The organism is Chryseobacterium scophthalmum (genome assembly GCF_900143185.1).
Classification (GTDB): domain Bacteria; phylum Bacteroidota; class Bacteroidia; order Flavobacteriales; family Weeksellaceae; genus Chryseobacterium; species Chryseobacterium scophthalmum.
The window spans coordinates 432,775-458,049 of sequence record NZ_FSRQ01000002.1 but is presented as its reverse complement, the minus strand read 5'-3'; the positions used below and the strand labels follow the sequence as shown (position 1 = coordinate 458,049).

Annotated in this window: 19 protein-coding genes; 6 read left to right on the top strand and 13 right to left on the bottom strand. The window is 33.9% G+C overall.

Annotated features, from left to right (window positions below; genetic code table 11):
- Positions 1–17 precede the first annotated feature (17 nt).
- The 3 genes from dprA (at position 18) to BUR17_RS12335 (ending at position 3,190) form a co-directional block, all read left to right on the top strand.
- Entirely contained in the window at positions 18–1,127 is a 1,110-nt protein-coding gene (gene dprA, locus BUR17_RS12345; protein WP_074230668.1) for a DNA-processing protein DprA, read from the top strand.
- A gap of 191 nt (positions 1,128–1,318) precedes the next feature.
- Positions 1,319–2,677, top strand: a complete 1,359-nt coding sequence (gene gdhA, locus BUR17_RS12340) for an NADP-specific glutamate dehydrogenase (RefSeq protein ID WP_074230667.1) — start codon at positions 1,319–1,321, stop codon at positions 2,675–2,677.
- A 141-nt stretch (positions 2,678–2,818) separates the two neighbouring features.
- On the top strand, positions 2,819–3,190 hold the full coding sequence (locus tag BUR17_RS12335) for an iron chaperone (protein WP_143747583.1): 372 nt from the start codon (positions 2,819–2,821) through the stop codon (positions 3,188–3,190).
- A 90-nt stretch (positions 3,191–3,280) separates the two neighbouring features.
- Here the strand turns inward: BUR17_RS12335 and BUR17_RS12330 are convergent, their stop codons facing one another.
- On the bottom strand, positions 3,281–4,726 hold the full coding sequence (locus tag BUR17_RS12330) for a hypothetical protein (RefSeq protein ID WP_143747582.1): 1,446 nt from the start codon (positions 4,724–4,726) through the stop codon (positions 3,281–3,283).
- A gap of 104 nt (positions 4,727–4,830) precedes the next feature.
- A complete protein-coding gene (locus BUR17_RS12325; RefSeq protein ID WP_074230665.1) occupies positions 4,831–5,319 on the bottom strand; it encodes a YkgJ family cysteine cluster protein in 489 nt (162 codons plus the stop codon).
- Positions 5,320–5,447: 128 nt separating this feature from the next.
- Between BUR17_RS12325 and BUR17_RS12320 the strand changes: the two genes are divergently transcribed.
- Positions 5,448–5,828, top strand: a complete 381-nt coding sequence (locus BUR17_RS12320) for a group III truncated hemoglobin (RefSeq protein ID WP_074230664.1) — start codon at positions 5,448–5,450, stop codon at positions 5,826–5,828.
- Between the two features lie 36 nt (positions 5,829–5,864).
- On the opposite strand, the gene BUR17_RS12315 is transcribed toward BUR17_RS12320, so the two are convergent.
- The 10 genes from BUR17_RS12315 to BUR17_RS12265 all read right to left on the bottom strand — a co-directional run bounded on the left by BUR17_RS12315 (position 5,865) and on the right by BUR17_RS12265 (position 16,326).
- Positions 5,865–6,935: a calcium:proton antiporter gene (locus BUR17_RS12315; protein ID WP_074230663.1), complete on the bottom strand. Its 1,071-nt coding sequence runs from the start codon at positions 6,933–6,935 to the stop codon at positions 5,865–5,867.
- Positions 6,936–7,284: 349 nt separating this feature from the next.
- Positions 7,285–7,623 (bottom strand): DUF6122 family protein, encoded by a 339-nt coding sequence (locus tag BUR17_RS12305; protein ID WP_074230661.1) that lies wholly within the window; start codon positions 7,621–7,623, stop codon positions 7,285–7,287.
- 6 nt (positions 7,624–7,629) lie between these two features.
- Entirely contained in the window at positions 7,630–8,856 is a 1,227-nt protein-coding gene (locus BUR17_RS12300; protein ID WP_074230660.1) for a hypothetical protein, read from the bottom strand.
- Positions 8,857–8,945: 89 nt separating this feature from the next.
- Positions 8,946–11,018, bottom strand: a complete 2,073-nt coding sequence (locus BUR17_RS12295; RefSeq protein WP_074230659.1) for a hypothetical protein — start codon at positions 11,016–11,018, stop codon at positions 8,946–8,948.
- A 13-nt stretch (positions 11,019–11,031) separates the two neighbouring features.
- Positions 11,032–11,700, bottom strand: coding sequence for a hypothetical protein (locus BUR17_RS12290; protein ID WP_074230658.1), 669 nt, complete (start codon positions 11,698–11,700; stop codon positions 11,032–11,034).
- A gap of 68 nt (positions 11,701–11,768) precedes the next feature.
- Complete coding sequence (locus BUR17_RS12285; RefSeq protein WP_074230657.1) at positions 11,769–12,488, bottom strand: DNA alkylation repair protein; 720 nt, start codon at positions 12,486–12,488, stop codon at positions 11,769–11,771.
- 14 nt (positions 12,489–12,502) lie between these two features.
- Positions 12,503–13,789 (bottom strand): cation:proton antiporter, encoded by a 1,287-nt coding sequence (locus tag BUR17_RS12280; protein ID WP_074230656.1) that lies wholly within the window; start codon positions 13,787–13,789, stop codon positions 12,503–12,505.
- A gap of 12 nt (positions 13,790–13,801) precedes the next feature.
- Positions 13,802–14,437: a DUF4919 domain-containing protein gene (locus BUR17_RS12275; protein ID WP_074230655.1), complete on the bottom strand. Its 636-nt coding sequence runs from the start codon at positions 14,435–14,437 to the stop codon at positions 13,802–13,804.
- A complete protein-coding gene (gene hflX / locus BUR17_RS12270) occupies positions 14,437–15,669 on the bottom strand; it encodes a GTPase HflX (RefSeq protein WP_074230654.1) in 1,233 nt (410 codons plus the stop codon). Before hflX ends, BUR17_RS12275 begins: the two co-directional genes overlap by 1 nt.
- A 222-nt stretch (positions 15,670–15,891) precedes the next feature.
- The gene (locus BUR17_RS12265) at positions 15,892–16,326 is read right to left on the bottom strand and encodes an META domain-containing protein (RefSeq protein ID WP_074230653.1); all 435 of its coding nucleotides are present in this window, start codon (positions 16,324–16,326) and stop codon (positions 15,892–15,894) included.
- 86 nt (positions 16,327–16,412) lie between these two features.
- On the opposite strand from BUR17_RS12265, the gene BUR17_RS12260 reads away from it, so the two are divergent.
- A complete protein-coding gene (locus BUR17_RS12260; protein WP_074230652.1) occupies positions 16,413–18,611 on the top strand; it encodes a S46 family peptidase in 2,199 nt (732 codons plus the stop codon).
- Positions 18,612–18,844: 233 nt separating this feature from the next.
- Positions 18,845–20,062 (top strand): spondin domain-containing protein, encoded by a 1,218-nt coding sequence (locus BUR17_RS12255; RefSeq protein WP_074230651.1) that lies wholly within the window; start codon positions 18,845–18,847, stop codon positions 20,060–20,062.
- 257 nt (positions 20,063–20,319) lie between these two features.
- On the opposite strand, the gene BUR17_RS20570 is transcribed toward BUR17_RS12255, so the two are convergent.
- Complete coding sequence (locus BUR17_RS20570) at positions 20,320–25,155, bottom strand: PKD domain-containing protein (protein WP_084550598.1); 4,836 nt, start codon at positions 25,153–25,155, stop codon at positions 20,320–20,322.
- Positions 25,156–25,275 lie beyond the last annotated feature (120 nt).

Sequence of the window (25,275 nt, the reverse complement as noted above, 5' to 3'; positions counted from 1 at the left end):
TGAATAAAATAACACAAATGTATTCTGAAGAACATCTCTACTCTATCGCTCTTCGCGAGTGTAATTTTATTGGTGATATTAATTTTTCCAAACTTGTACGCCGTTTTGGAACAGCAGAAAATGTTTGGAAAACTTCTAAGAAAGAACTCAGCAAAACCGACGGAATCGGTATGAAAATCATTTCCGATATTGGAAATCCTGAACATCTTAAATTTGCAGAAAAAGAACTTTCATTTTGCGAAAAAAATTCCATAAAAATTAATTTGCGCCATCAAAATGATCTTCCTTTTTTATTAAATGAATGTGATGATGCTCCTGCAATACTTTATCAGAAAGGAAGTTTTGAAACCAATTTAAAAACTATAAGTTTAGTCGGAACCAGAAATATAACGTCTTACGGGAAAAAATTCATTGAAGATTTTTTTGAAGAATCAAAATCCCATCAGTTTATTTCTGTCAGCGGTTTGGCTTTGGGTGTTGACAAAGAAGTTCATGAACAATCTTTAAAACATCAAATTCCTACCATCGGAGTTTTAGCTCATGGTTTTCATACCTTCTACCCTTCTAAAAATAGAAAACTTTCAGAAAAAATTATTGAAGAAAAAGGAGGATTGCTTACCGAATTTAATTCGTCAAGAAAGCCAGACCGTGAAAATTTTATCCAAAGAAACAGAATTGTTGCCGGAATTTCTCCTGCTACCATCGTTGTAGAAACAGCATTCGGAGGCGGATCTGTAAGTACCGCGACATTTGCAAACACTTATAACAGAGATGTTTTTGCTCTTCCCGGAAGAATAGGTGACAAATACAGTCAAGGATGCAATCATTTAATTTTTCAGAATAAAGCCACCGCAATTTCCACCATTAAAGACTTACTCGATCTGCTCGGATTTAATGATCCTAAAGAAAAAATAGAAGAGCTTTTCCCACACAGCAAAATTACAATTCAATTATCTGAAAATCAAGAATTAATATATAAAAACATCTCAGAAAATCCACACATCTCCTTAGACGATTTAGCAGAGAAAATATCGGTGTCTTCGCACAAATTATTGCCTGTAATTTTAGAATTAGAGCTTTTGGGAAAAGTAAAATCGTTTTCCGGGAGACAATTTATAGCAATGTAAGAATTAACGATTTCTTAATATTTCATTATTTCATATATAACATTTAATTTTTAATAAAATTTAGTTTAAAATTATCAATTTAATAATATTTTGATTCATTATTATTCAATTTTCAGCAATTATCAAATATGCTATTGTGAATCTTGAAAAAAAAATTAAATTTGTTGGCATAATATTCAACCCTACCTAATATGGAACAATATAATATTGACCAGAAAATCCAGGAGTTTATTGCTAAAATTGAGGCAAAAAATCCTAACGAACCGGAATTTTTACAGGCAGTAAAAGAAGTTGCTGTAACTGTAATTCCGTTTATCTTGACCAGAAAAGAATATACCGGAATGAAGCTCCTAGAGAGAATGGCTGAAGCGGAAAGAATTATTATTTTCAGAGTTCCATGGGTTGATGACAAAGGTGAAATTCAGGTAAACAGAGGTTTCAGAATTCAGATGAACTCTGCAATCGGACCTTACAAAGGAGGAATTCGTTTCCACCCTACGGTAAACCTTTCTGTACTTAAATTCTTAGCTTTCGAGCAGGTATTCAAAAACTCTTTAACTACGCTTCCAATGGGAGGTGGAAAAGGTGGTTCAGACTTCGATCCTCAAGGAAAATCTGATATGGAAGTAATGCGTTTTTGCCAGGCTTTCATGACAGAATTATGCAAGCACATTGGTCCTGAAACAGATGTTCCTGCAGGAGACATCGGTGTTGGAGCAAGAGAAATCGGATATTTATTCGGTCAGTACAAGAAAGTAAGAAACGAATTTACAGGAGTTCTTACCGGAAAAGGTCTTGCTTACGGTGGATCATTAATCCGTCCTGAAGCGACTGGTTACGGTGTTGTTTACTTTGCTGAGCAAATGTTGAAAACTATCGGACAAACTTTTAAAGATAAAACAGTAACTGTTTCAGGTTTCGGAAACGTAGCTTGGGGAGTTATCAAAAAAGTAAATGAACTGGGTGGTAAAGTGGTTACACTTTCAGGACCGGACGGTTATATTTACGATAAAGACGGAATTGACGGTGAAAAAATTGATTATTTGTTAGAGCTTAGAGCTTCAGGAAATAACAGAGCCGAAGATTATGCTAAAAAATATCCTTCAGCTGTATTCCACGCTGGAAAACGTCCTTGGGAAGTGAAGTGTGATGTAGCCATCCCTTCTGCAACTCAGAACGAACTTCATTTAGAAGATGCAAGATTATTGGTAGAAAACGGTTGCGTTTGTGTAACTGAAGCTGCCAATATGCCTTCAACTTTAGATGCTATTAATTATTTCCTTGAAAACAAAGTATTGTTCTCTCCAGGGAAAGCTTCTAACGCAGGTGGTGTAGCTACTTCAGGATTAGAAATGACTCAAAACTCTATCAGATTAAACTGGACTTCTGAGGAAGTTGACGCAAGATTGAAAGAGATTATGATCGGAATCCACAAAGCTTGTAGAGACTACGGTAAAGAGGAAGACGGCTATGTAAACTACGTAAAAGGCGCTAACATCGCCGGATTTGTAAAAGTAGCTGAAGCAATGCTTGCTCAAGGAGTAGTATAAAATATAAAGGTCGGGAAGTTTCCCCGACCTTTTTTCTTACAACCTGTCCCGGGATTATAAATGGGAAAAAAGTAATAGTGAAAGAGGAAAGCGTTGAATGTCCAGTTCAGCGCTTTTTTTATTTTTATGAAAATATTTTCTATGAAAGATACATTCACAAATTTTAATGAATATTTTCTTCTCTTTCCCGAAGAAGTACAGTTGAAAATGGAGATTTTAAGAAAAGCAATACACTCCCAAAGCCCTGATTTGGAAGAATATATTGGTTATCAAATGCCTGCTTTTAAATATAAAGAGAAACCTTTGGTTTATTTTGCAGCTTATAAAAATCACATTGGTTTTTATCCACTTCCGGAAGCAATTGTACATTTTGAAAATGATTTTATTAAAAGAAAATATAAGTTTTCGAAAGGTGCGGTGCAATTTCCGTTGAAAGAAGATTTACCGTTGGATTTGATTGAAAAAATGATGGAATTTAGGATAATGGAAATAAAACAAAACCTGAAACATTAAATTTCAGGTTTTATACAAATACTTTTTATACTTTTAAAAACTCGAAAAAGAGACAAGCCACGTCTTGTAAAAAATGAAACAGTACAAATATTATTTTTTACATTGAAGAGAATAGTCTGCAAGAATCCGCATCAACCCTTCTTTTGTTTTGGTATCATATTTAGAAAAATCTAAGGCTGAACATTTCATATATTCATCAAAAACCGCTTTAATCTTTTCAATCTTCCTTTTCCCGAAGGCGCCTTTTTCACCTAGATAAACTGCTTTTGGCTGATTAGATAATTTGATAAAAAAATCTTCTGGAGTTTTCATATCATTTAACACAAAGTTTCCGTCATTTTCTGAAACGATTTCACAAAATACATTCCCTCCTAAAGAACTAGTTCCAGACACGCCTAAAAAGCATTTTTCTCCAGCACAAAATTTCACACCGTCTTTAGCTTTATAAAATTCGTTTTTACCATTTACATTTAATGTGACTGTACTACCATAATTTGTTAAGTCACCCATACCTTTTTGCCTTCCTAACTTCGCATCAATAGATTCAAACTCAATAGTTATAGCTCCTTCTTTTTTTTCACCTTCTTTATTAATGACATATCCTGCAATATTGTAAATGTTTTTAGAATCTGCTTTCGCTTTATTCTCTGCATTCTCAGATTTTTGGGTTACATTATCTCTAACAGCCTTCGCGGAAACTTCAAAAACTGGTTTCATATCACCTAAAGTATAGCCATTTGCATACAGCTTTTTTACCATTCGGTTTGCAATTTTATCCACTGCAATTGGAATCTTAAATTCGAGACCATTTTTAGCAGTCATTGGGATTTCTTTGTTATCATAGGTATAAATTACTAACCCTGTGCTTTCATTCGTCATATCACTATCAGAACAAGGAAGCTTTGCGACAAGAATTTTATTGACATCAAAAACTCGATACTCAAAAAATTTATCCATCATTGATGAGCTTTTGAATTTTGATTGCGAAGCCTCGATATTTAGTCTTGATATTGTTCCGATTAGCTTTCCTACTTTATCTTTTATATTTCCATCATAATCGATTGAAACTCCTGTAGCATCCTCATTTGTTGCTTCCGCTTTTTGAGCAGAGTTACTATTTTTCCTAGCTTCGGAAAGCGAACGGTCTTCGGCAACGAAAAATTCACTTACTTTTGCTTCGTCAATCCCTTCTTTTGTAATAAGACCGTTAGCCAAAGCATTCTGAACAATAAGTTTTCCCATACTGAGAGTAAACCCACCTTCAGTGTGTTTGGACTCTTTTACAATATTGTTTGTACTTGTGTATTCTACCCAACCATTGTCAGACTGTGTTCCAACTGTTCTTCCGTTGATAATAGTCGCAGTAAATTGCAGTTTATCATTAAGGTTGCTGAATTTGTATATCCTGCCCTTATCATCAACTTTTGCTACTGCTTTTTCATCTAGAAAAAGTTCTCCTTTTTTGATTTTTATTTCCTGCGCGAACAAGGAAATGCTTGCAAACATCGTTGCAATGAGTACTAATTTAGTTTTCATCATTTATTTAATTAAAATTTTTGCGTTTTTGAAGTACCAAATATAAATAAAAAAACCTTGAAGTTTATTCAAGGCTTGTTTATTTATCATTTTCTAAACCGCAACTATTTATTCAAATTCTTCATCATGCTTTCTACAAACTCAAAAGCAGCCGGACAAATCACCGTGTTTTTTATCATTAAATGATTGATCTGATAAATCTTTTTCCGGTCTGTGTGTGGATATTCTCTGCATGCTTTTGGCCGAACTTCGTAAATAGAACACGTATTATCATCATTCAAAAAATAACACGGAAGATTTTGTAAAACTTTGTCATTATCTTCATCTACACGCAGAAATTTACTTTCAAAATCTGCCTGTTTCATCCGTAGATGTTTTGAAATTCTTTCTATATCTTTTTCAGTATAAAGCGGCCCGGTGGTTTTACAGCAATTGGCACATTGAAGACAATCTACCCTCTCAAAGACTTCTTCATGAGTTTCCTGAACGACATAATCGAGGTTTTTAGGCGGTTTTTTCTTTAAACCATCCAAAAACTTTTTGTGTTCTTTCTGTTTCTGTAAAGCTTGGGTTTTATAAAAGTCTAAATTCAATTCATTTTTTTTAATATGCCGAAAAGCAGACTACAAAGATAAAATATTGTTTTCATGAATTTTATCAATTGAAGGAGCTTCTTTAAGATTTAGAATTAAACTAAATTTGATAAGGTAAATTCATTACAATGAAAAATTTAGAATCAAGAGAAGATATAGAGTTATTGGTTAATTCATTTTACGATAAAGTAGTAAAAGATGAAACGATTGGTTTCTTCTTTAAAGACATCATAAAAGTAGATTGGGATAAGCATTTACCAAAAATGTATTCATTCTGGGAAAGCATTCTTTTCGGTCAAATGAGCTACAAAGGAAACCCGATGGCGGTACATTTTCCCATCAACCAATTAGAAGCGATGGAAAAAAGACATTTTGAAAGATGGCTTGAATTATGGAAACAAACAATTGAAGAGAATTTCACAGGTGAAAATGCTTCTATGGCCATAACAAAATCTGAAAACATTGCAAATCTGATGTCTTATAAAATGGAAATGGCGAGAAAAATTTAGAGTTACGTGTTTCGAGTTTTCTGTTTCGAGTTAAAATTACGGTACAATTACGGTAAAAATATAGGCTGCTAAATTGACTAACAAAACAGTTCCGTACAAAACGTTGGTTTTCCCTCGGCTTAAGGATAACATCACGATAAATACAGACAAAGTAAGAAGTATAATATCTTTCTTATCAAGACCTAAAACCAAAGGAATATCATACATAATACTCACTGCAGAAATTGCGGGAATACTTAATCCAATACTTGCTAAAGCAGATCCTAAAGCCAAATTTAAACTCGACTGAAACTGATTATTTCTCGCTGCACGAATTGCCGCCAAACCTTCCGGAAGAAGCACAACACCCGCAATAATAACACCCACTAAAGATTTTGGAGCTCCCATACTTTGCACCATATCTTCGATGGTTTTAGAAAGACCTTTTGCCATTAAAACAACAATGATCAGACATACAACCAACAAGAAAAAGCTCACAATTGCCTGTGTTTTATTCGGTATAAAATGTTCTTCTGCATTTCCGTCTGCAGGAACAAAATAGCTTCTGTGTCTCACGGTTTGCACCATTAAAAAGACTCCATAAATGACAAGACAGGCAATAGAAACAAAAACCAATTGCGCATTATTATAATAAGGTCCATTGACGCTTGAAGTAAAATTAGGAAGAACCAAAGTAATCACCAAAATAGAAACAATACTTACGAGATAGGTTGTAGCAGAAGTTCGCGCAAAAAACTGTTCAAAATATTTTACACCACCCACCAATACACAAATACCAATAATTCCATTTAAGATAATCATTACGGCCGCAAAAACCGTATCCCTGGCTAAAGTAATTGCCTGTTCTCCACCTGCAACCATCAGCGAAACAATAAGCGCGACTTCAATAATTGTGATACAGAGCGCCAAAATAATCGTTCCGTAAGGTTCGCCGACTTTGTGAGCGACTACTTCTGCATGATGTACCGCAGATAAAACACTTCCGGTTAATAAAATTCCTGCAATAATATCAGAAATAAGTCCTTGTCCCATGAATCCTGCGAAGTAGTAAATTACAGCAAGAACGGGAAAAATATAGGTGTATTGTAAAAATTCTTTTGGCTTCATAAAATGACTCTAAAATACAAAAAATCTATCAAATTAACAATATTAAAAGAAAATATTAATAATATTTTAATAAGAAAATCATTCAAAACACTGAAAATCAAGCAACATGAAAAACAGCAGCCAATTTCATTTATTCTTAAATTCTTTAAAAAAGAGAAGCAAAAAATACACCGTAAAAAGCAAATTACATCCACAACAATCTAAAAAGTTCTTCTTTTTTTACTGGTTGAAATAGAAATAGATTTTCCATTGAGTAACTCTACCCTATTTCCGTGAATGCTTCTTACAAAATCAGGATTGATAATAAATGACCGTGAGAAAATTTTTCAGCTCAGCGAAAACTTAGAAATTAATGACACCACAAAACAAAATCCTGCAAGTCGGTCAGCATATGAAAGAGCAAACCGATGCCGATAATTCTTAAATTTCCTTTAAAAAAGAGCAGCAAAAAATACACCGCAATCGCATAATAAGAATGCAGAAAATGAAAACCTACACTCATTCTGTCGGGGTCGAAAATAGGATCTGCAAATAAATGATCGAGATCAACCAGCATTGTCGCCAAAAGAATAAAATAAACTCTTTTCCATTGATTACGATAAAAAACAAAAGCTATAACTGCAGGAAAAGCCAAATGCAGAAAGTAATGCGTACACGTTTTCAGTAAAGCAATTTCAGGAGGACACATCTCGTTTTATCTTAAAATTAATGGATATTTTTCTTTTTTAAATTTAATTTTCACCGTATAATCCTGATTTTTATTTCCGTAAAAAAGATATTCTACTTCTTTAAAAATTTGGTTGTTTAACGTTTTAAACGAAGAAAACAAGAGAGGATTATTTTTGACGAAAATATAGTTTTGCTTTTTTGTTTTGTTCAATTTTACAGATTTTCTGGTAGACTTTATAGAAATCTCATTCTTATCCGAACTAATTAAATTAGGCTGAAAAGGAATTGCAGTAAACTGATTCTGCGCATTCATCCATTTTTTACGCTGGAAATATTCCAAAGTTTTATTGGGATTGGAACATTGAAGCAGAATTTCATAATCTGGCTGAACGATTTTCTGATAAGAGATTTTTTCAATTTCATTAAAATTATCGTCGTAACCATAACTGATAATCGTATCGTTTACTTCGGCAAGATTAGCACTCATTTTCAAATAATTAACTGATAAAGAATCTGAAACCTTTTCTTTAAAAACAGAACTTATTTTTTTGATGTTTTCTGAATCTAATTCAGCATTAAGAAATTGAGTTTCATTATTTAAATCTGAAATTAATGATTCAAAATCGATAGAATTCGTTTCATTTTTAATTTCAATTTTGTCATCTTTTACATTGATTGAAAAGTTTTGAGTGCGCAATTCCGAAATAAAAGAAACGCTTCCTAAACCATCATTCATAAAAGAATCTGCATTCAAAACCTGCTTTCTGGATTTTTGTGATAATGATTTCCCGATATTCTTGAAATTCAGGCTTGATGTTCCTACAATACATTTTTCGCCATCAATTTTTATAAAAAACTGACTATTATTAAATTGGTCTTTTCCATCATTTACAAATTGGCGATTCTTTAAAAATGCTGAAAATTTCGCCTGATCTTTGATTTCTAAAACAGTGTACCACTCAGAAATTTTGGTCTTGTCTAAATGAAAAATCTGCAGAAAATCCGGGATTTTCAAGCCAGAATCTGAAATAGAGATTTTGTTTTTATCTTTTTTAGAATCTTCAAACCATTTTGAAGGATGCGTTAAAAAGCTGAAAATATATTGTTTTGTCGCTTTTTTAACATCAACTAAAACAACAACATCTGCATTTTCGGGAATGTGTTTTAAGCTTTTATCTTTATGAAAAAACAGAAAATAAATTCCAACCGAAAGCAGGATTATGATGACAAGAAAAATATATTTTTTCTTCATAAATTTCTTACAAAATTATCTTTTTTGGCTACAGCCAATTTACATTAAAATTAAGAAAACGGGCTAAAGCCCGTTTCTATTGATACTGTTTATAACGTTTTTGAAGGTTTTTCAGACTCTGAAATCTTGTATATTTCATCAAATAAATTGAAGAAATACATCAAACTGTTTTCTGAAGAATTTTTAATATTATAATTCATTTCCGTCTGAATGCTTCCGCCTTTTGCTTCAGTTTTAAAATAAACTTCACCTACATTTTTTCTTAAGAAATCAAGGGTTTTTCTTTCAGATTTACTTTTAAATTCTTTATCTAAGCCAATCAGAAGTTTTTGAATATTTAATCTTCCAGACAATGGATATTTAGAAGAATCTTTCATCCACTGCTTAGAAATTTCAGACTGATTGTTGGTATTGATATTCTCTTTTGAAGTCGTTACATAAACAATTCCTTCTTTCACGGTGAAAAATAACTGATCAACATATCCATTCTTATTCTTCTCGTCTTTAAAGGCGTAAAACTCTCCATTTTTAGAGAAGTTTTTGGCAAAAGCTTTATTGGAAGTCAATACATTGAAAACACGTTTCCAATAGTTTTCGTTTTCCGTAGCGAAGGCAAACGTAAAATCGGGAACCATCACATCTTTGGTTTTCTTTACTTCTTTCTCGTTGTAATCGTCGTCGTAATCGTAATCGGTGTATTCTACGTTTTTAGATTTCAATTCATTCAGAACGAAAATTCCGTTTCCGGGAGCAATTTTTGCAATAGCTTCTTCATCCAAAACAATTTTCATCGTTTCCATCATCAGTTCCATTTCTTTCTGATATTCAGTTTCCCCTGTGTTTTTCAACAAACCGTACATCATATCAAAATATTTAGAACCATTCACATTCATCACATAATAACCCACACTTTTATCGTTGATTAAAGCAGCCAGTTTTTTGTTCTTCTTTCCTTTATAAACCTCAGAAATATTCTTTTGGGTTTCAGAATCTTTATGCTGATAATTATTAACGAGTCTTACTTTATCTTTATCGAAATACAGATTATAAGAAGTATTCGAATTATACATTTTACCTAAAATACCTGTAAAATTGAAACTTGCAGGCATTTTTCCGTAGATTCCTTCGTTCACAATCTTTCCGTAATCTGCATAGATAAAAACATCAGAATTCGGATCTCTGAAACTCAACATATCTTTAGTCACCGAAAGTTCACCATTTGAATTGAAATACAGATTAAAGCTATCTTCGGCAAACTTTTTAACGATTTTAAATTTTTCAATATTCAGCGAATCCATTTCTTTCTGATAACTGGAATCTACTTCATAAGAGTCTTCACTATAATAATCATCCTGCGAAATTGGCGGCGGCAAAACTTCTACATTTGGTGTGTAAGTAGAATCTTTTATCGCTTCGGTGATTTCCGGTTCTTTCTTTTCTTCAGGATATTTATGGTGTTTCTCAAGGTATTTGATGTCTTTCTGAAGCTTTAGAATTTCAGCATTATTATCTTTAATGCTTTCTTTTAAATATTTAATATCGTCTTTCAGATATTTAATCTCTTCTTTATAATCAAAAGGCTTTACTTCTTCCTCATAAGCTGCAGCCACACTATCAATCGCAATCGCTACCGTATCAACAACCGTTGCAGCGCTGTCAACCGCATAATCATCATTCCATTTATATGGTTTATCATAGCTCATCAAGCTTAAAACTGCGCGGTTTCCGCTCCAAGCAACAAAAATATCATCTTCGATATCAACGTATGAGTAATTATTTTTCTTGGTTACTTCCTGTCCTTTTTTCTTTACCGAATTGATAAATTCCTGAAACTTTTCCGGATTTTCTAAAGTGAAATGGGTGTTGTAAGATTTCACAGAATCATTCATTGTTGCGTAATGATACTGAGTTGCATCGTATTTTATACCCGTTTTGGAATAATCGTTCCACGAAGCTTTTTTATTTTTGCCTTTATCTTTGGTGATTTCCTGTAAGAAAGGATTGAATTTTTCCCAGTTAATTTTTTTATTAAGCTGTTTTCCGTTCACTTCCATGTAAAAAACTGCATTTTGCGGAATTTTCATGCTATTTTGCGCAAAAGTCAGCACAAAACCAAAAAGAATTAAAAAAATGGTTTGTGTTTTTAAAAATAGAGATTTCATATTTTGAGGTTGGTTATTGTAGAATAATATTATTTTGAATCTGTTTTTTCTGAAGAATAAAGTCTAAGATATTCCCGTCCAGCTTTAAAGCTTTCTTGTTGGGAGACAATAAATAGGTGGAATTAGATTGAGATTTAATGGTGTTTTCAAACTGTAAGATCGAAGTGTATTTTGCTTCGTTAAAAACCTCTTTATCAGCTTTACTCAGTTTGTCGTAATCACTTTTAAAAGTATTGATCTTATTTCTCGTGAAAGATTTCTTGTCTGAACTCTGACTGTAAATTTGGGTAGGAACCATTTTTCCTAAAATATTCTTCGCTTTCAGCTGCTCTAATCCGGCATTAATATTTTCGATTTTTTTGAAATTACAGCTTAATTTAAGAATGTAATTGTCAAAATCCATAGAAGTTTTAACGTTTGAAATTCCGGGAACGTTTTTAAAAATTCTTGCAGCTTCGTTAATTTTAGCTTCAATTTCAGCTTTTTTAGGAACTTTCTTGCCATTTACAGTTTCCATTTTTGAGATGGAAGCCAATCTTGTTTTGCTTTTACTGGCATTCAGAATGAGCGAATATTCTCCGCTTCCGTCTGCTTTGACATTTACTTTATCAAGAATATCAAAACAACTTGTCAAAAGAAATAAAGAAATTAGCAGAAAAATATGCCTGAAATATATTTTCATAAGTTCGTGTTGAAACGCAAATTTACTTATTTTTAATTTACCTCTTCAAAAGGTGAAATCAATCATGTTTAAATTCTGCCTTTCAGATAATCCTGACGTAATTCTTCGTCTAATTTTTCGATGGCATAACGAAGACAGGTTCTAGGCATTTCTTTGTAATATTGATTTAAATAAGATATCAATTCAGCTTCATTTTTATTTCCCATTTCTCTTAAAAGCCAGCCGTTTGCTTTGTGCATTAAGTCGTGCGGATGATAAAGATTCTGTGTTACAAGCTCTTTCGTTAATTCAAATGAACCCTTTTTTATATAATGCATCGTCCCTACAACAGCAATTCTTTTGTGCCACATTTGGTCCGAATCAGCAAGTGTTCTCAAAAGGTTTTCTTTTTGATTCTCAAAAGCATACCTGCCTAAAATTTTATAACAGCTCGTGTCAACCAGATCCCAATTATTAACAAAATCTAGATGTTTAAGATAGAAATCAATGATTTCTTCTTTTACGGATAAATCTTTCGTTTTTTCAAATTTAGAAATCAGCATAATTAAAGCCGTTAAACGATGCTCATGATAAGGGGAAGAAAGCAACTCGCTCAATTCATCTAAAGAAATTTTAGCATAATATTCTTTGGCAACAGCTCTTTGATCCGGAACTTTTACCCCCAAAAACAAATCACCTTCGCCATATTCGCCTTTTCCTGTTTTGAAAAACTTAGGAAAAAAAGCTGCTTTTTCCGGAATGGATAAAACCGCTAATGATTCTTTGATTTCTTTAAGAATTGTACTCATTGATTTATAACGGATTAATGACCTTCTTCTAAAGCAATACTTTCCTGCTCTTTTTCTTCATCTGCAATCTTCTTTGGATTGGCAACTTTAGCAATCGTAAGTCCCTGAACAATAATAGAAAATACCACCACACAATACGTAATACTTAAAATAGCATTGCTGTATTCGTTTTTAGGAATCGACATCGCCAAAGCGATGGAAACACCACCTCGAATTCCACCCCAAAATAACACTTTTATTGTTTGCGGACTAAATCTTGTTCTGAAAGACATGAATTTTGTAGGCCCCCAAATCGAAGCAAATCTTGCACAAAGAACTACAACAATCGCCAATAATCCAGGAATTACATAATGATTCAAGTCTTTAATCATCAACAATTCAAACCCGATGAAAAGGAATAAAACGGCATTCAGAATTTCGTCAATCAGTTCCCAGAATTTGATCAGATAATCTTGGGTGATGGATTTCATTTTAAATTTAACATTAAAATTACCCATAAACAATCCTGCTGCAACCATAGTCAAAGGACCCGAAACATGCATTTGTCTTGCGACAAGATAACCTCCCATTACAACTGCAAGTGTTACTAAAACTGAGATAATATAATCATCAATTTCACGCATTAATCTTGAAGTTATCCAACCTAAAAGAACACCCAAAAGTAATCCACCTCCGGCTTCTTTCATTAATAGAATGGTAATATTTTCTACTCCTAAATCTACTTTATCACCAACTGCAATCTGCAAAACTACCGTGAAAACTACAACCGCCATACCGTCATTAAATAACGATTCTCCGGCAATTTTTGTTTCTAATGACTTTGAAACTTTGGCTTGTTTTAAAACACTTAAAACCGCAACCGGATCAGTTGGTGAAATCAATGCTCCAAATACCAAACAGTAGATAAAAGGAATTTTTAATCCTACCAACGGTAACAAATAAAACATCCCAAATCCTACAATAAAGGTAGAAATAATCACCCCGGCTGTTGAAAATATAAGAACCGGCCGGAACTGTTCTTTTAGATCATTAATATTAATATGGATTCCTCCCGCGAAAAGAAGAAAATTAAGCATCGCTCCCATCAGAACTTCGGTAAAGTCGATACTGTTCATCAAATCATTCAGATGACCGAATGTTTTTGGAAGAAAGTTTTCTCCAAATAAAACCAAAATGATCGATACCACGATGGCAATAACCATAATACCGATAGTACTCGGAAGTTTTAAAAACCTATAATTGATATATGCAAAAATGGATGCTAATACGATGAGCGCTGAAAATGAATAATATAATTCCAATAAATTTGTTTTTTAAAAATTGAAGTCTAAATAAAGTACTTTGATATAAATTTTGATGTCTTCTTTTTCCCAAACGTCGATAATGCCGTCTTTCAGGGTTTTAGAAGCTCTGGTATAACCTTGCCCTACATTCATCACATTAAGGAAAATATACTCATCTCCCACGTTGTTGACTTTGTATGCAGTTTTTTCTGATTTACCGTCTCCCGAATTTTTGATCGCATCTGTAAGAAGTCGCAATTGTGCGATGTGATGCGAAAAGTTCCCTATGTCTTTTGTCTGATCATAGGCACGAAGTAAGATAAGAATCACATCAAGGTTGGTAGGATCTTTTGCGTAAAGTACTTTACCAAGCCTGATGCATTCTATAAAATTATTGCTTTTGAAAGCATCTGCTAACTCTTTGAAATCGTCTCCCGATTGGGAAACCAAATCTTTTCTGAAATTTCTTCCGTAGTACAAATGTTCTGCTTCTGTACTGTCTATAGATTTTGGAAGACCCTTATATTTAAAAATAAGTCTGTCGTAATTGTAAACAGATTTGGGATTGGTGAGATTTTTTTCGATATTTTTCAAATCGAACTTTGTCTTTTGGCTCAAACCAAAAAACGGAAGAATAAGTAGAAAGAATACGATTCTGAAATTCATTAATCTTCTTTTTCTGAGGCTTCGTCTTCGTCGTTATCGAAATATTCGAAAAGAAAATCGTTGTAAGGAAATCTTGAAATATGAATCTTCATTACCTCGTCGTACACCAGCCTTTTCATTTCAGGGAAATTTTCTTTCGTAAGAGCAGAAATGAAAACTGCAGGATGTTTAGATTTTGCCATCCATGTTTTTTTCCATTCTTCAAGAGAGACGTTTTTGCTTGAGCCAGGCGTAAGATCATCTTCATCTTTTTTCTCGTAGCTGAAATCATCAATCTTGTTGAAAACCATAATCATCGGTTTTTGATGCGCATTGATTTCCATTAAAATCTGATTCACAGATTCGATATGATCTTCAAAGCTTTCGTGCGAAATATCAACCACATGAATCAGAAGATCCGCTTCACGTACCTCATCCAAAGTAGATTTGAAAGATTCTACCAATTGCGTTGGTAATTTTCTGATGAAACCTACCGTATCTGTTAAAAGAAAAGGTAAATTGCCAATGACTACTTTTCTTACTGTTGTATCCAGTGTTGCAAAAAGTTTATTTTCAGCAAAGACATCAGATTTAGAAATAGCATTCATCAATGTTGACTTTCCTACGTTGGTATACCCTACCAAAGCGGCACGAACGACTTTTCCACGATTGTTTCGCTGGGTTGCCATTTGCTTGTCGATGATCTTCAGTTTGTCTTTAAGCAAAGATATTCTGTCACGGATGATCCTTCTATCGGTTTCAATTTCTGTTTCACCTGGACCACGCATTCCGATTCCCCCTTTTTGCTTATCTAAGTGAGACCACATCTTGCTTAATCTAGGCAGCAAATATTGGTATTGCGCCAATTCAACCTGAGTTCTTGCGTAAGAAGTTTGTGCTCTTTGTGCGAAAATATCAAGAATAAGATTGGTTCTGTCTAGAATTTTTACTTCAATTTCTTTTTCAAGATTTTTAAGCTGAGAAGGAGATAATTCATCATCAAAAATAATGGTTCCTATCTCGTTTTCTTTTACATATTCTTTTATTTCCTGTGCTTTTCCGCTTCCTACAAAAGTTTTAGAATCGGGCTGGGTTAATTTCTGAGTAAAACGTCTGTCTACCGTAGCACCTGCTGTGAAGGCCAAAAACTCCAGTTCGTCCATATATTCCTGCAACTTATCTTCATCCTGATTTTGAGTGACAACGCCCACCAAAACTGCCTTTTCGTAATTATGTTGTTTCTTTTCTAGCATTAAATTCTGTATAATTTATGAGATTTACAAGATAACATTTTTAATTTATAAATGCAACTCAAGTCTTTAAAAACAGGGATTTTCCGGTAAAATTTTGCATTATTTCTCTGTATAAGAAATAGTTATTCACCTTTCACATTAGCTTCTTCATTTCTGATTTTGGAAATTTATGTTTTAAATCCAAGTTGTGATTATGCAAATTTGGTTGAACAAAAAAGAAAATTAATCCCAGTCTGCTGCAACAAATTTCATCTGAGCGCCTTTATCATCATAAAGGGTAAGAAAATGACCATCAATTTCATATCGGGTCATTTTTTCAAAAACTTTTGTAAACTTATCTTCTATTTCCATTTCCTGACAAGCCATCAATGTACTTCCCAATCCGGAAATTTTTACTTTGCTTTTAGATTTAAATTCTAAGGTAAAAAACATTCTGTTGCAACCCATCATGGCAGTTCCTCTTATTTTTCCATCTTTGACAGGTTCGGTAAGGTTGATTTCTGCTTTATTTTTCACAAGCTGTTCTTTAGTGAAACCATCAAACGAAACCATCATCCATTCTCTTTGGTAGTGCTGATTATTCGACTTTACAGCAGAACAGTTTACAACTAAATTTAGAATAAAAAAGGCAAAAAGAAATGATAAAATGTTTTTCATATCATCCTCCCTCCCATTTTCATACCAATTGCTGACAAATTATCGTAAAAATTAGTAATTTAGCCCCACAAAAATTATTTTATAAAATGAAAAGAATATTTTTACTATTCACTTTCTTATTAGGCTTTGCTCAAATGAGGGCAGATGAAGGAATGTGGCTATTAATGCTTGTCAAAAGACTTAATGGTGTAGACATGCAAAAAGAGGGTCTGCGTTTGACTCCAGAAGAGATTTATTCTGTAAACAATTCTAGCTTAAAAGATGCTATTGTAAGCTTTGGCGGTTTTTGTACAGGAGAAATTGTATCAGACAAAGGTTTGATTTTCACCAACCACCACTGTGGTTATGGTGCTGTAGCTGCGGCTTCTACTCCTGAAAAAGATTACCTAAAGAATGGTTTCTGGGCAAAAAACGAAAAAGAAGAATTCAATTCTAAAGATCTTTATGTAAGATTCTTGGTGAGAATGGATGATGCTACACAGAGAATCAATTCTAAACTAAACAACGAAATGTCTGCAGCTCAGAGAAAAGCTGTAATTGATGCTGAAACAAAAGCAATTCAGACAGAAAATTCTGAAAATGGAAAATATACTGTTGTTGTAAGAGATTTCTTCAACGGAAACGAATTTTATTATTTTGTTTATCAAGACTATAAAGATATCAGATTAGTTGGTGCACCGCCATCATCAATTGGTAAATTTGGTGGAGATACCGATAACTGGGAATGGCCAAGACATACAGGAGATTTTACAGTATTCAGAGTTTATGCTGATGCTGCAGGAAATCCAGCAGAATTTAAGCCTACCAATGTTCCATTAAAACCTAAACATTTCTTACCTGTTTCTCTAAAAGGAATTAAGCCAGGAGATTTTTCAATGATTTTAGGATATCCTGGAAGAACAAACCGTTACTTAACTTCTTACGGAATTGAGCAAATGGTTACTAAAGATTATCCGGCTTGGGTAGAGACTTCTAAAATGGCGATGGACATTATGAAGAAGTACATGGATAAAGATAAGACGACTCAATTAGGATATGCTTCTCAATATGCTTCTGTTGCCAACTACTGGAAAAACAGACAGGGAACAATTGATGCTGTTGAAAAAAACGGTACAATTACTGACAAAAGAGAACTTGAGAAAAAATTCAACGACTGGGCGATGCAACCAGGAAATGAAATGTATGATGATGTTTTAGAAGCAATTCAAAATTATTACTCTCAAGTTTCAAACAGAAATGTAGAAAGAAATTACGCTTCTCTATTAATGAGAAATGCTAAATACATTGCTCTTGCAAACGGTTTGGCCCCTGCATTAGACGCTTACGCAAAACAAGATATGGCAGGAAGATTAGCAATGAAAGCTAAATTAGAAACGGCTGTAAAAGATGCGTACGATAACATCAACACCAATCTTGAAGGAGAAATGTTGAACTCTTTGGTAAATCTTTACCAAACGAGAGTAAAATCTGATGTAGCTTCTCCAACATTGATGGCTTTGGATGCTAAAAACTTATCTAACCTTGCATTTTCGTCTCTATTTGCTAACAAAACTTCTGTGACGAATTATATTATGAATCCTGATCGTTTGAAATTGGATGCAGATCCTCTTTTGAAAATAGCAAGAGGAATTATTGCAGATCAAAAAACATCAAACGATAAATATGTATTGTTGGATGACAGCTTTGCTAAAAACAACCGTCTTTTCTTAGCTGGTTTAATGAAAGCAATGCCTGAGAAAAAATTCTATCCGGATGCAAACTCTACCATGAGACTTACTTACGGACAAATTGATACTTTACCTGTAAGAGACGACAGAAACTACTTTGGAGTAACTGATAACTATTACACTACAATGGAAGGTTTAGTAGGTAAATACAAAGCAGGTGACGAAGAATTTGATCTTCCACAAAGAGTAATTGCGCTTCAAAATGCTAAAGATTACGGTCAATATGCAGACAAAGCAGGTTACCTTCCTGTAAACTTCCTTTCAAACAATGATATTACAGGTGGAAACTCTGGTTCTCCGGTAATTGATGGAGACGGTAACCTTATCGGTATCGCTTTCGATGGAAATAGCGAAGCATTAAGTGGAGATATTGTTTTTGAAAACGAATGGCAGAAAACAATCAGTGTGGACATCCGTTTTGTTCTTTGGACAATCGACAAATATGCTGGTGCAAGAAGAATTGTAGACGAACTAAAATTAGTAAGAGATGAAAATACTCCTGCTGATACTGGTAAATCTAAAATCAAAATTGCAACTCCTGTAAAAAAGAAAAAATAATTTTCTCAAAAAATATTTTGAAAACCGTGGAATTTATTTCACGGTTTTTTTGTTGCTTTTTTTATTAATCTAATATGAGTCTTTTTCAAGAAAAATCAATCATTTTAAAATTTTAAACACTAAAAACCAACACCTTAAATATTTAATTTCAATAAAAAGATATTTTTTTGTCAGGATTTTTAAATAACTCCGACTATAATTATAAATCAATTATAACTATAAAAAATACTTTTATGAAAAAGAACTTTTTAAAACTAGCAACACTTAGCCTTGGGTTTATGACAATTTTCGGACTTTCATCTTGTGATGATGACGATATGATGATGGAAAGCTCTATGGAAAAAACAATTACGTTTGAAAATATTGTCGCTCCAAAAGATTTTGTAGAAAGTGGCAGCTTTCAAGGAACCAATACTCCTGTTATTATGCCCGGAGAATCTGTCTCCGTTAAATTCAGTGCAGGAAAAGCACAGTCTTTGATGTTTGCGACCATGTATGGTGCATCCAAAGATTGGTTCTTTGCATCAAAACAACCGGGAATAAAATTGTTTGATGCTAACGGAAATGCCATTACAGGTGATGTTTCTTCAGAAGTTTTATTGTGGGACAACGGAACAAAAGACAACACAACAGGAACAGCTCAGAGCAATCCTATCGCTCAGGTTCCAGGTGTGACTGCCTCTCAATTGGTCAAGCTAAATCTTAGTTATGACATTATGAAATCTGAATTTACTTTAATGATAACAAATACTTCTGGAGGAACAGCTAATGCGACACCTTTATCTCCGGGAGTTTGGGCCGTTTCAAACTATAATGGTTCGCAATTGCTTAATTCGGCACCGTTTTTCACACCCAATGCTTTATCAAATCCTGAAATTACAGATATAGCGCAAATGGGAGATATCACTAAAATGGTGATGAAACTTAATGCAAACACAGGGATAATGACAGGTCTTTCTCCAGCCTTGGTTGTAGTTTACAGCGGCAACCAAAATCCTATTTATCAATTAGGACAGTTGGATTCTGGTAATGGTTTAAAAGAAGTTTCTCAGACTGGAGCTGTTATGAAACTTCAAAACAGCTTAAAAGCTATGTCTAATGTAAAAGGAGTTTATATCGCAGGAAATGCTCCTGTAGCACCAGGAAATAAAGTGATGACCAACTTTTCTTATACATCAGGAGATAAAATAGCCTATGTAACGATGTTTGGTTTTTCTAATGACTGGTTTTATGCGAATGAGCAAAGTATTGATGCAAATACTAAGGGAGATTTAACCTCAAAAACAACTTTGTTTGATTCGGGAACGGGTGTTAATCAATATCCCGGAGCAGGAAATCGCCAAGCTTTATTTGGAGGAACTCCTCAAGCAGAAAGCATTGTTATTTCTAAAGTCGGAACTCAATATCCTGTACCGGCAGTACAAAATGTCTTAAAAGTGACTGTAAACTAATTAATCTCGATTTGGGTTGAATAACGAAAAACAACAAATGGTTTCAATGAGCATCTCTGAGTAATAATTCAGGGGTGCTTTTTATTTAATTTATATCAGACATTCCAAAATTCTTGGTTTAGACTTCTGTATTGTATAGCTTCCGAAATATGATGAGACAAAATTCTATGTAAGTTCTTACTGAAAGATTCAGCAAAAAAATACCCCTAAAAAATTTTAGGGGCATTTTTAAATAATGGTTTACTTTAAGTTTCACACTACTTTTTAATAATTTTTACAACAGTTTGCGAATCATTAATTCTTACAAGATAAGCTCCTGTAACTAAATCTGAAACATTAGTCTGTTTGTTTTCAAATTTGCCTTTTTTAACGAGTTGTCCAGACATATTATAAATCTGATAATAATAGTCTTTTGTATCATTAGCATCAATATACAATATTGTATTTACAGGATTTGGATATAGTACAATACCATCGGAATTTCTTTTTTGTTCAATTTCTTTTTTCACAAAGACATCAACAGCCTGCTTACCTGAATTTGGCGTAACCGGCATTGGCAAAATAACTCCCTGCTCATCATTTCCTTCAGTTTTTATTTTTACACAACGACAGTTCATCGCAAAATATGGGTCTGCATTATCATTATGAACAGCTAAATTATTATTAGACCTGTCTATTATAAAATTATTTGCTCTTCCATAATAATTAGAATTTAAAGAGGCCGTCCATATTCCCGTTAGAGAAGAGTGAAGTTTTGTATAATCAGGGGTACCACCTTCTGCGGCATTTTTCATTATTTGTCTATATCCTCTAATACCAACAAAAGGATAATTCCCAATTTTATAAGCAGCATCATTAAATTGATAGCCCATACCATTTCCAACATTGGTTCCATTATAAATAGTAATAATGCTTTGTGCAGCTAATTCATTCACATCTTTTTTCCCCCAAGGAAAATTACTTAATTGAGCATCAGAACTTACTGAAGCTACATCTGGAATTCGCCATCCATTAGGACAAGGATCAAATGGTGATTTTTTATCTGCTCTGCCCCATCGGTTTGCGGCAATATTGGTTTCATTTGAAATCCAATCGGATCCGTTTGTATATGCTATCTGATTATAGAATATTGGTGCAAAGTTACTTGGAACCATAAATACTAATGGATTTTGAATAGAGTAAGTAAGTACCTTATTCATTTTTACATTTATTTTATCTGTTGCTACAACATTAGCATTTGAAGCGTTAGTATAAGTATTGTAAGGAATAATATAGCTTCCGCTAGCATTATTGTAAGTACTGCTGTTAAGGGAGCTATAGGTTATACTTCCATCTGTATTTACACTTCCCAAGTGAATCTGGTATGCAGTACCATCCGGGTTTACAAACGGAGGAATAGGGTCTTTTCTCCCCCACTGATATTGCATCCCTCCAGATAATTTAATTTTATTCAATTCATCGGCATTTGGCAAAGCAGGATTAGCAACTGTAGGAAATGCTTCTTCTGCACCTAAATTACGATCCATAAATTCAGTTTGTAAAACCGTTACCCCTTTTTTAATATAATTAATATAATTAGTAGCAGTCACATCTGGTTGCTCTGTGGTGTAAACAATACTTGTAAGTGGCGAATTGGTCACCCAAATATGCCAACTCCAGTATACCGGATTTGTAATACTGCCATTATGCAAGGTAACAACTGCGTTTCCTGACTGATTAGGGTTAACTTTTACAACAATCTTGGTATTGCTAAGATCTGCCAATGTAGAAGGGCTCCCACTCATTGAAATATTCTGGATTAAATTGGTGTTGGTAGTCCATAAAACATTTGGTTTTAGATTATTAAATTTATTATTATTCAAAATATCCGTATTTCCTAGCATTTGACTTTGAACGGAAAATGCTTTGCTAACAGGAATTTCCTGAGTTTGTACACTGCTACTTTTTACTAAGTTATAAGTATTTGGATTGTATAAGCCCTCACTGTATTTTGGTGCACTTTCAGTAAAGAAATCTGATGTTGTTGTGGCAAAGTTGTAATTATTTTTCTCAAATAATGGATCTTTGATACATCTGCAAGCCAGACCATCAGATGTCTGATTTGTGTACATTGGATAATACTCATACCTACCCCAAACATTTGGAAAATTAGTAGCATCTGGTCTATAACTATTAATATACTGACCTGGATCTGGTACTAATCTTAAACTTCTTGCTGCTATCGTAGGTGTAGCATCTTGCCATCGCGGCATAGTTGCTGTCCATAAGTAAGTCTCATGTTGATCTGTATATTCAGAATTATAGCTGTATATCATTCCGGTTCCTGGGAAAATACCCAAGTTATTTCCTGATATATTTGTCATGTCAAAACCAACCGACGGGTAAATTTTAAAATTCTGCATATATGCAGGCATATTAGCGTTAGATGGTTTTATTGTTTTGGGCAAAATATTATCAGTTGTTGCTCCATTTGGGTTTAATCCGAAAGGAGTATAATCAATTCTAACATCGTTTACATAACTGTAATTTCCAAGATTAGCTATTAATAATGATGGAATTCTCCATCCATTTGGACAAGGATCATAAGAGGATTTATTTTTATATGGTTTTCTCTGAGAGTTAAAATTATAATTGGAGTTTATTATTTTACCTTCTGCATTATCTGACCATAAATTAAGCTCTCCCAATTTATCTGATGTTAGTGAGGGAGAAGTACCAAACCAATTATAAGGTAGATTAGCATTACCGTTATAAAATGCTTGATTGGTATTATCATTATTTCTTATATAAATTAAGCTTAAAGGATTTTTTATAGAAAGACGAATGTTATCTTTCACGTTTGCATCCTGTACTTTTATATATTTTTCTAACGCATCAAGTGAAGTACCTGCCCACTGATTTGTTTCATGAGAATCATAATGTCTTACTCTATGATTGATAGAACCTGTAACCTCATAGAAATCATTTCCTTTAGTTACCAAAGACGGAAAAGGATCTTTTCTTCCCCATTGATATAGGAGACCTCCACTTTTATCCCAATTAGATCCTGTAAACGAACTAGATACTGCTCCTAAGTTTCGATCCATCCATTTCCATTCCGAATCAGGGATGTTTTCAAGAGTTCCATTGGTTAACTGCCTTTGCACAGCAGTATAGCTTTTATAAGTAGATCCATTACTAGGATCATCCGTTACCCAAATATGCCATGACCAATAAATCTCACCATTTATTTTGAATGTTACAACTGCATTTCCTTCTTTATTTTTACTAACAGGAACCTTTATTTTAGCATTTTCTCCTACACCTTCCAACTGAAGCGTATAATTTTCTCCTGTTTTTATCAACCCATGAACATCTTCCCAAAGCACATCCGCTGTTATAGTTCCACTTGGAAGAGCATTCCCGGCAATAAGCGTTGAAGTACTATTCCACATTGCATAAGCCTTCTTTACAGGAATATAAATACCGTCAACCTCATTATTATTAGAATCTTTTCCTGTATAGATGTAAGAATTCGGTGCCTTAGTCCAGTCTCTACAGTCCGACTGAGCAATAGTAGCAGTTGCGGTTGATGTACAGCCTGAATTGTTTTTTACCACAACAGTATATGTTCCAGGTGCAATTCCTGCTTTTACATTTGAAGCCTGATAAGTAATTCCTCCATCAAAACTATACTGAACATCTGTTGATGGTGAGGTCACAGTTATACTTCCTGTAGTTGTTCCACATGCTGGTTGTGCTATATTCAGAACAGGATTTTGAGGAATATTTAAAGCTGAATTAATAACAACACTTACTGCATCTGATATAGAGCCTGCTTGATTTTTTACTTTTATTAAATAAGTTCCCGCAGCTAATCCTGATAAAGTATTTGACGTCTGAAAACTTGCGCCATTATCGAAACTATAAGTAACACCTGTGGCAGGAGAAGTCACAGTAATACTTCCTGATGATACACTGCAAGATGGCTGAGTAGAAGATACTACGGGAGTTTTTATATGGGCAGTCTGGATATAATCATTTATTCTCAATGAAGACAACAATCCGCTTCCGTAATTTGCTGAAAGTTCTGCATAATGATTCCCAACGGTTGAAAAAGTTACAGTGGGATTATTTTGTGTCGAGGTCAAAACATTTGCTCCATCTTCAAAATTCCAGGAAACCGATGTAGGGCTACCTTGTGACAGATTACTAAACTGAACGTTGCTTCCTACATTTGTCGAGGTCGGTGTTGCAGAAAACTCTGCAATCGGTGAAAACGTAAATCCTAAACCAAAATTTACATTTGCGTTCACATCTGTTGCCTGTCTTTGTCCTGTATTATTTGTATATACTTTTACCTTTACATAATATTTACCCGGTGTAAGAGGATAGTTTATCACTTCAGGACTTCTACTGTTAAGCCATCCTTTAGCTCCGTCACTCATCCAGGTTGTAGCAGTCACCAAAGATTCAGTTTCGCTTCCGTCAGAATTTTTTTTAACTAAATAAGTCCAATTGCGGACAAAAGATAAAGATCTAAGGTTTAAAACAGCCGTTGTTACACCGTTTGGAATTTCAAATTCTTTACTTTCATAATAATGGTCTCCGGTAATTACATTGTTTCCGGTAATCCATCTTGTAATTCCTGCAACACCTCCTGTTGAAGCAGAATACCACCCTACCGCATTAGAATGACGTGTGATGGGTGTACTCGTTACTCCATTGGGATCTGTGTACTTCCAATCGTTATCTGAAGCACCAATTTCCGGCATAATAGTACCATCATCATTTCTTCCTGTACAAAGATCTACTACATTGGCTGCAGAAACCTGAATAGTTCTGGTAGAAACAGAACTTCCAGAAGCATTATTAACCGTTAATTTTGCGGTATAAATCCCTGCTGTAGTATATGTCACGTTAGGATTCGGACTGTTAGAGCTGGAAGGTGTTCCTCCAGTAAATTCCCAAGTAAAAGAAGTCGGACTTCCCGTACTCTCATTGGTAAATGTTACCGAATTTGCTCCAGAAATGGCAGCCGAGAATTTCGATAACGGGCTTTGTGCACTGACGAGAATTACACAAAGCAGGAAAAAAAAGCTAATTTTTTTCATTATTTGTAATTTTGGTTTATTCCCTACTCTATTTAAAGGCTTTTCGGGTTACTCCTATTTTGTATATATAATAAATTTCAACTCATTACTATTTTAATGGGAGGGGAATGAAATTTTATA

What these genes read in the sequence shown, in the direction of transcription:
- BUR17_RS12285 (WP_074230657.1), bottom strand. Translation starts at nt 12,488, where the DNA reads ATGAGTACAATTCTTAAAGAAATCAAAGAATCATTAGCGGTTTTATCC.
- hflX (WP_074230654.1), bottom strand. Translation starts at nt 15,669, where the DNA reads ATGCTAGAAAAGAAACAACATAATTACGAAAAGGCAGTTTTGGTGGGC.
- BUR17_RS20570 (WP_084550598.1), bottom strand. Translation starts at nt 25,155, where the DNA reads ATGAAAAAAATTAGCTTTTTTTTCCTGCTTTGTGTAATTCTCGTCAGT.
- BUR17_RS12260 (WP_074230652.1), top strand. Translation starts at nt 16,413, where the DNA reads ATGAAAAGAATATTTTTACTATTCACTTTCTTATTAGGCTTTGCTCAA.
- BUR17_RS12255 (WP_074230651.1), top strand. Translation starts at nt 18,845, where the DNA reads ATGAAAAAGAACTTTTTAAAACTAGCAACACTTAGCCTTGGGTTTATG.
- BUR17_RS12305 (WP_074230661.1), bottom strand. Translation starts at nt 7,623, where the DNA reads ATGTGTCCTCCTGAAATTGCTTTACTGAAAACGTGTACGCATTACTTT.
- dprA (WP_074230668.1), top strand. Translation starts at nt 18, where the DNA reads ATGTATTCTGAAGAACATCTCTACTCTATCGCTCTTCGCGAGTGTAAT.
- BUR17_RS12315 (WP_074230663.1), bottom strand. Translation starts at nt 6,935, where the DNA reads ATGAAGCCAAAAGAATTTTTACAATACACCTATATTTTTCCCGTTCTT.
- BUR17_RS12335 (WP_143747583.1), top strand. Translation starts at nt 2,819, where the DNA reads ATGAAAGATACATTCACAAATTTTAATGAATATTTTCTTCTCTTTCCC.
- BUR17_RS12320 (WP_074230664.1), top strand. Translation starts at nt 5,448, where the DNA reads ATGAAAAATTTAGAATCAAGAGAAGATATAGAGTTATTGGTTAATTCA.
- BUR17_RS12300 (WP_074230660.1), bottom strand. Translation starts at nt 8,856, where the DNA reads ATGAAGAAAAAATATATTTTTCTTGTCATCATAATCCTGCTTTCGGTT.
- BUR17_RS12265 (WP_074230653.1), bottom strand. Translation starts at nt 16,326, where the DNA reads ATGAAAAACATTTTATCATTTCTTTTTGCCTTTTTTATTCTAAATTTA.
- gdhA (WP_074230667.1), top strand. Translation starts at nt 1,319, where the DNA reads ATGGAACAATATAATATTGACCAGAAAATCCAGGAGTTTATTGCTAAA.
- BUR17_RS12290 (WP_074230658.1), bottom strand. Translation starts at nt 11,700, where the DNA reads ATGAAAATATATTTCAGGCATATTTTTCTGCTAATTTCTTTATTTCTT.
- BUR17_RS12295 (WP_074230659.1), bottom strand. Translation starts at nt 11,018, where the DNA reads ATGAAATCTCTATTTTTAAAAACACAAACCATTTTTTTAATTCTTTTT.
- BUR17_RS12330 (WP_143747582.1), bottom strand. Translation starts at nt 4,726, where the DNA reads ATGAAAACTAAATTAGTACTCATTGCAACGATGTTTGCAAGCATTTCC.
- BUR17_RS12275 (WP_074230655.1), bottom strand. Translation starts at nt 14,437, where the DNA reads ATGAATTTCAGAATCGTATTCTTTCTACTTATTCTTCCGTTTTTTGGT.